This window comes from Microvirga tunisiensis (assembly GCF_009296175.1).
GTDB lineage: Bacteria > Pseudomonadota > Alphaproteobacteria > Rhizobiales > Beijerinckiaceae > Microvirga > Microvirga tunisiensis.
In genome coordinates, this window is the sequence record NZ_VOSK01000472.1 from 1 (window position 1) to 4069 (window position 4069).

Below are 4069 nucleotides of genomic sequence, written 5' to 3' on the forward strand. Positions count from 1 at the left end.
GACTGGGTCGCCGATCAAGCCCTTCTTGTGAAGCCGATCCGTCGTTGCCCAGTCGAAGCCCTTCCAGGCACAACGCTCGTTATGCAGCGTCAGCCATAACAGCGCCAAAACGGCATCGTCGATCTTGTCCTCATCGATCTCCATGAACCGACGTTACCACGCGCGGCACCCAAAATCCCGCGGCCCCGCTCGGATGGATACGGTCCGGTGCCCGCCGCTCCTGTTCTTCATTCCTGATCCTCTCCCTCGCCAGCGGCCCTGGGGTTTCTGCGGAAGCCTCCTGCCGCCTTATTGCCTGCCGGAGGCGCTTCGGGGACCTAATGCAGCGTTGGCTCCAGCGGGATGGACAGGAGCACGTTGCCGGAGGTGTCCACGACATCAAGCCGCCAGCCCTGCCATGAGGCACCCGCTTGGATCGCCTCGTTCCGGATGTCCTCGATGGCTTGCAGGGCAAAAGCATGCGCTGCGGCAAGGTCGAGGATCTCAACACCCTCATCATCAAGCACGGTCTCGTGACCGTTCACGAGATGGAAGAAGCAGCGCATCAGCCGTCCATGACCTGTAGACAGCTAAGAGCTGCTCACCTAAGACCCCGACCCCATCCATGGCTGGATGGGAGACCGGCTGAGCATTTAACCTTAGCTGGCAAAACTTCAACTTAGGCTTCAGGATGAGGAATAAACCCCCAAGCTGTCCCGTTTGTGTGTCTTATAGGACTGACGGAGGGCAGCTTTGGCCAAGCCAAGTGAATGCCTGAAGGCAGGCGGCATGATGAGGGGATCTAAACCAAAGCCGGATCCTCAACAGCCATATTGTTTGTCGTATTCACTGACATGTCATCAGCAACGACTCGTTCAAATAGACGACTTGCTGAGTGGAGCGTTCCGCTCTCTGCCTTCTATGGCGCCATGGCAGGCATCTTCATCGCGATGGCTCTGCATATGTCTCACGATCATATGGGCTCATTGCCGCGACGAGGGTTTTGGCATTGTTGCTCTGTCTCAAGATGGCAGGTTGAGCGGCGCGCTTCTTGGTGGGCTTGGTCAACGGCATGATGCCGTCTCTGCCATGCCGGTGTGAGCCCGGTATTCCCCATATCAGTTTCAAGTGATCCTGCTCTGCGTGCGATGGTATCTCGCTTATAGCCTCAGCCTGCGTGATCTCGAGGAGATGATGGCCGAGCGCGGCATCGTCGTCGACCACGCCACGATCGGGCGATGGGTGATCCGTTACTCACCCGAGCTTCTCGGGCGGTTCAATCGATGCAAGCGACCCGTCAGCCGAAACTGGCATGTCGATGAGACGTATATCAAACGGCAGCCAGACGAACCGGTAGGCCATTCTGGCCTGCGGTACGGGAAACCGGCTCCAAGATCGATCAAGACGCAAACTGAAGCCGATCCGGATCCGGCACAGTGCCTACCTGAACAATCGCATCGAACAGGGCCATCGCGCCGTCAAGCGGCGGGTCCGACTGATGCTCGGGTTCAAGTCAGTGAACAGCGCTCGCGCAATCCTGGGTGGGATCGAGATGGTTCACATGATGCGCAAAGGACAGGTGAAGTACGCCCGCAATCGGCAGCCTTCGCTCGCTGAGCAGTTCGAGCGACTCGCTGCATGACAGTCGAGGGAGGTTCGCTTCCTTGTTGTTGTCTCAGCTCCAGGGTTGCGACAGAGACTCCGAAGATCCCCTGCCTCCTCCATCACGGGCCTGGTTTCTGTGGCGTTCGGGGTACAGCCATCACTCAGGAGATCGGGCACTCTGGTCATGTCCATGATGGAGCGGCCGGGACAGGTCCTTCCTTTGGAACTCAGGCGCCTCTGCCGCAAGCGAGGCGCTTCTCTTTGTCAGAGGATTGATCATGGCAGGCAAAACTGTCACGCGGGCGGATCTGGCAGAGGCTGTTTACCAGAAGGGCAGCCTCTCTCGGGCAGAAGCTGCAGGTCTGGTCGAGCAGCTAATCAGAGAACTCTGCGACACTCTCGCGGTGGGCGAGACCGTGAAGCTGTCGTCGTTCGGCGTGTTTACGGTCCGAGACAAGGCCAAGCGGGTGGGGCGCAATCCTAAGACCGGAGTGGCCGTGCCGATCGAGCCCCGCCAATCCCTCACGTTCAGTGCCTCGCCTGTTCTCAAAGCGCACGTGAACGGCAACCCTCAGGATCTTCATTCAATGTCGCACTGAACGGGGATCCGATTTGGAGGCATGATATGCAACGCAGCCTGCTGCTCATGTAACGTTCAAAGGTGAGGAATGGCCTATAGACTCTTGCGGCTTGCTCCTGGCAGCTATGACGTGCTGCTGAACGGCGTGATTATTGCCAGCCTGGTCCGGAGCGGCGAAACCCACGATGCAACCTGGACCGCAGAGCTCCTGGTCGACCTGCCTCCAGGGGAGAGGCCCGCGCCATTCATAGAGGTAGAGCACACCTTCGGCAGTCTTGAGGAAGCCCAGCATTGGCTCGGTGACGCTGAGATCCGTGGCGCAGGAGGCGAGGCCTAGGCATGGCAGATGTCATTCAGTTCCCGCAGCGTGGGGAGACCAAGACCCTTCACTTTGACGAGAGGCACGCCTTTGGGGAGATCGGCGGCCTCATGCTGTCTCTCGTGCAGGAACAGGGCAGGGAAGACGGACCAGTCACGCTCGTTCTGCTTGGAGGCGTTGACGGGCTCTTCCCCCTCGAAGCCTTTGAAGCAACCAAAGAAGGGTTCGAGAGCGCTAAAATCGCCGGCGAGATTGCGCTGCGCGCGCTTGCGGCAGGTCACACCAATTGGGTGGAGTAACGTCTAAGGGCTCTGTCAACTTAACTGAGAGAATGCCATTCTCCGGCGCTTTCAGCGGTTCCCCAGTGGGTCTAAGCTCTTGAAAATGCGTGGCCTGCTCCGGACCTAAACACCGACAAGAGCAAGTAAAAGTGTTAAGTTGACGGTGCGGCACCGACCCGCGCTTGCGGCAGAAGGTGTTTGCCTGGAATGCTTATCCTCTAGGCTTCAGCACCGGAGCCTGCTCCGGTCCCTGCCGCTTTCTGTCACCAGCCTGAACGACCATGACGCCACTTTGCGGCTTCGTAGGCGCTGCTTGCACCGGACGTGGTGGCGCCTGTGGCGGAGTTGGAGGCAAGCTCCGGAGGGAGCCTGTTTGGGAAATTCCGTTCTGCGACAGACGTGCCGGGGATGAGTTTGCATCAAGCTGCAAGCGGTCCGCAGGCATCTTCAACTGAGCCTGAGTTCGGCTCTGGACAAGACGAGCGATCTCATCCTGGGCTGAACTGAGTTGGTTGCGCAGCCGAGCAAGTTCCGCGGTTGCACCTTGGGATTGGTCCCGCTCCAGCAACAGCTGCGTTTGATTGTCTTGAAGCGTCGCGATCCGCTCCTGCAACTGACGTTCGGTTTCAGCTGCGGATTGGCTTGAGATCGCAAGTATCCCCCAGCCTGCAGTGGCCCCTATCCCGAGAATGACGGCCACAGCCCGCTGCCAGTTGCCGAACAACGGCGCCAAGGTCCGGATCATTGGAACTCCTGTAATTACGAAACTGTGACGGCTGGGGCAACAGCCTTGACGGTCAGAATAGACGGGCCGATATGCTTACACGGGCCTTAGAGACGCTGAGAATAGGGTTGTTCTCATGACTTAATCATTAAGAGCATCTGGCCCTAGGCGACCAAGGCACGGCTTCTCGCAGTGTTGTTCGTGCGGCCGGTTAGCCAGTGGCTCAAGGTTCACGCGTATCGTTGCCAGCATCAAGCCACAAACTTCTTGTCAAAATGCTTATTATGCGACATGTTATCTTGTGATGCATTGGCTCGGATCAGAGGCCAAAAAGTAACAGTTTTCGGCTACAGCGATTCTCGCCTTCCTCTGCTAACCGTTCTTATGCATGGGAAGGTTGATGAAGGCTGGCGAGTGTAGCTTAAGCACTTGAAGCAGCGTAGGATTTGGTTGTTGAGACTAATCCCTGCCACCAATTGCCCTGTGCCACACTCGCCATGCCGGACGATACACCTGCCACCTTCCCGTTTCCAGCCGTTGGCCGCAAGAAGATCACCGCTGCTTTCGACGGTGGGCGCCTG

General features: G+C 58.1%; 5 protein-coding genes and 1 pseudogene. 4 read left to right on the top strand and 2 right to left on the bottom strand.

Annotated features, from left to right (window positions below):
• Together FS320_RS49125 and FS320_RS39535 are read right to left on the bottom strand one after the other, a co-directional pair.
• On the bottom strand, positions 1-144 hold a 144-nt coding region (locus FS320_RS49125), incomplete at its 3' end, for a DUF6429 family protein (protein ID WP_244626992.1).
• A 173-nt stretch (positions 145-317) separates the two neighbouring features.
• Complete coding sequence (locus tag FS320_RS39535; protein ID WP_152717871.1) at positions 318-545, bottom strand: DUF6894 family protein; 228 nt, start codon at positions 543-545, stop codon at positions 318-320.
• 562 nt (positions 546-1107) lie between these two features.
• Here FS320_RS39535 and FS320_RS39540 point away from each other — a divergent pair.
• The 4 genes and pseudogenes from FS320_RS39540 to FS320_RS39555 all read left to right on the top strand — a co-directional run bounded on the left by FS320_RS39540 (position 1108) and on the right by FS320_RS39555 (position 2782).
• Positions 1108-1621: pseudogene (locus tag FS320_RS39540) on the top strand (IS6 family transposase).
• A 241-nt stretch (positions 1622-1862) separates the two neighbouring features.
• Positions 1863-2183 (top strand): integration host factor subunit alpha, encoded by a 321-nt coding sequence (locus FS320_RS39545; protein WP_152717873.1) that lies wholly within the window; start codon positions 1863-1865, stop codon positions 2181-2183.
• Between the two features lie 69 nt (positions 2184-2252).
• Positions 2253-2501 (top strand): hypothetical protein, encoded by a 249-nt coding sequence (locus FS320_RS39550; protein WP_152717875.1) that lies wholly within the window; start codon positions 2253-2255, stop codon positions 2499-2501.
• Between the two features lie 2 nt (positions 2502-2503).
• Positions 2504-2782, top strand: coding sequence for a hypothetical protein (locus FS320_RS39555; protein WP_152717877.1), 279 nt, complete (start codon positions 2504-2506; stop codon positions 2780-2782).
• Positions 2783-4069 lie beyond the last annotated feature (1287 nt).

Excerpts from the sequence above, each read along its gene's own strand:
- FS320_RS39535 (WP_152717871.1), bottom strand. The coding sequence starts at position 545 with ATGCGCTGCTTCTTCCATCTCGTGAACGGTCACGAGACCGTGCTTGAT.
- FS320_RS39545 (WP_152717873.1), top strand. The coding sequence starts at position 1,863 with ATGGCAGGCAAAACTGTCACGCGGGCGGATCTGGCAGAGGCTGTTTAC.
- FS320_RS39550 (WP_152717875.1), top strand. The coding sequence starts at position 2,253 with ATGGCCTATAGACTCTTGCGGCTTGCTCCTGGCAGCTATGACGTGCTG.
- FS320_RS39555 (WP_152717877.1), top strand. The coding sequence starts at position 2,504 with ATGGCAGATGTCATTCAGTTCCCGCAGCGTGGGGAGACCAAGACCCTT.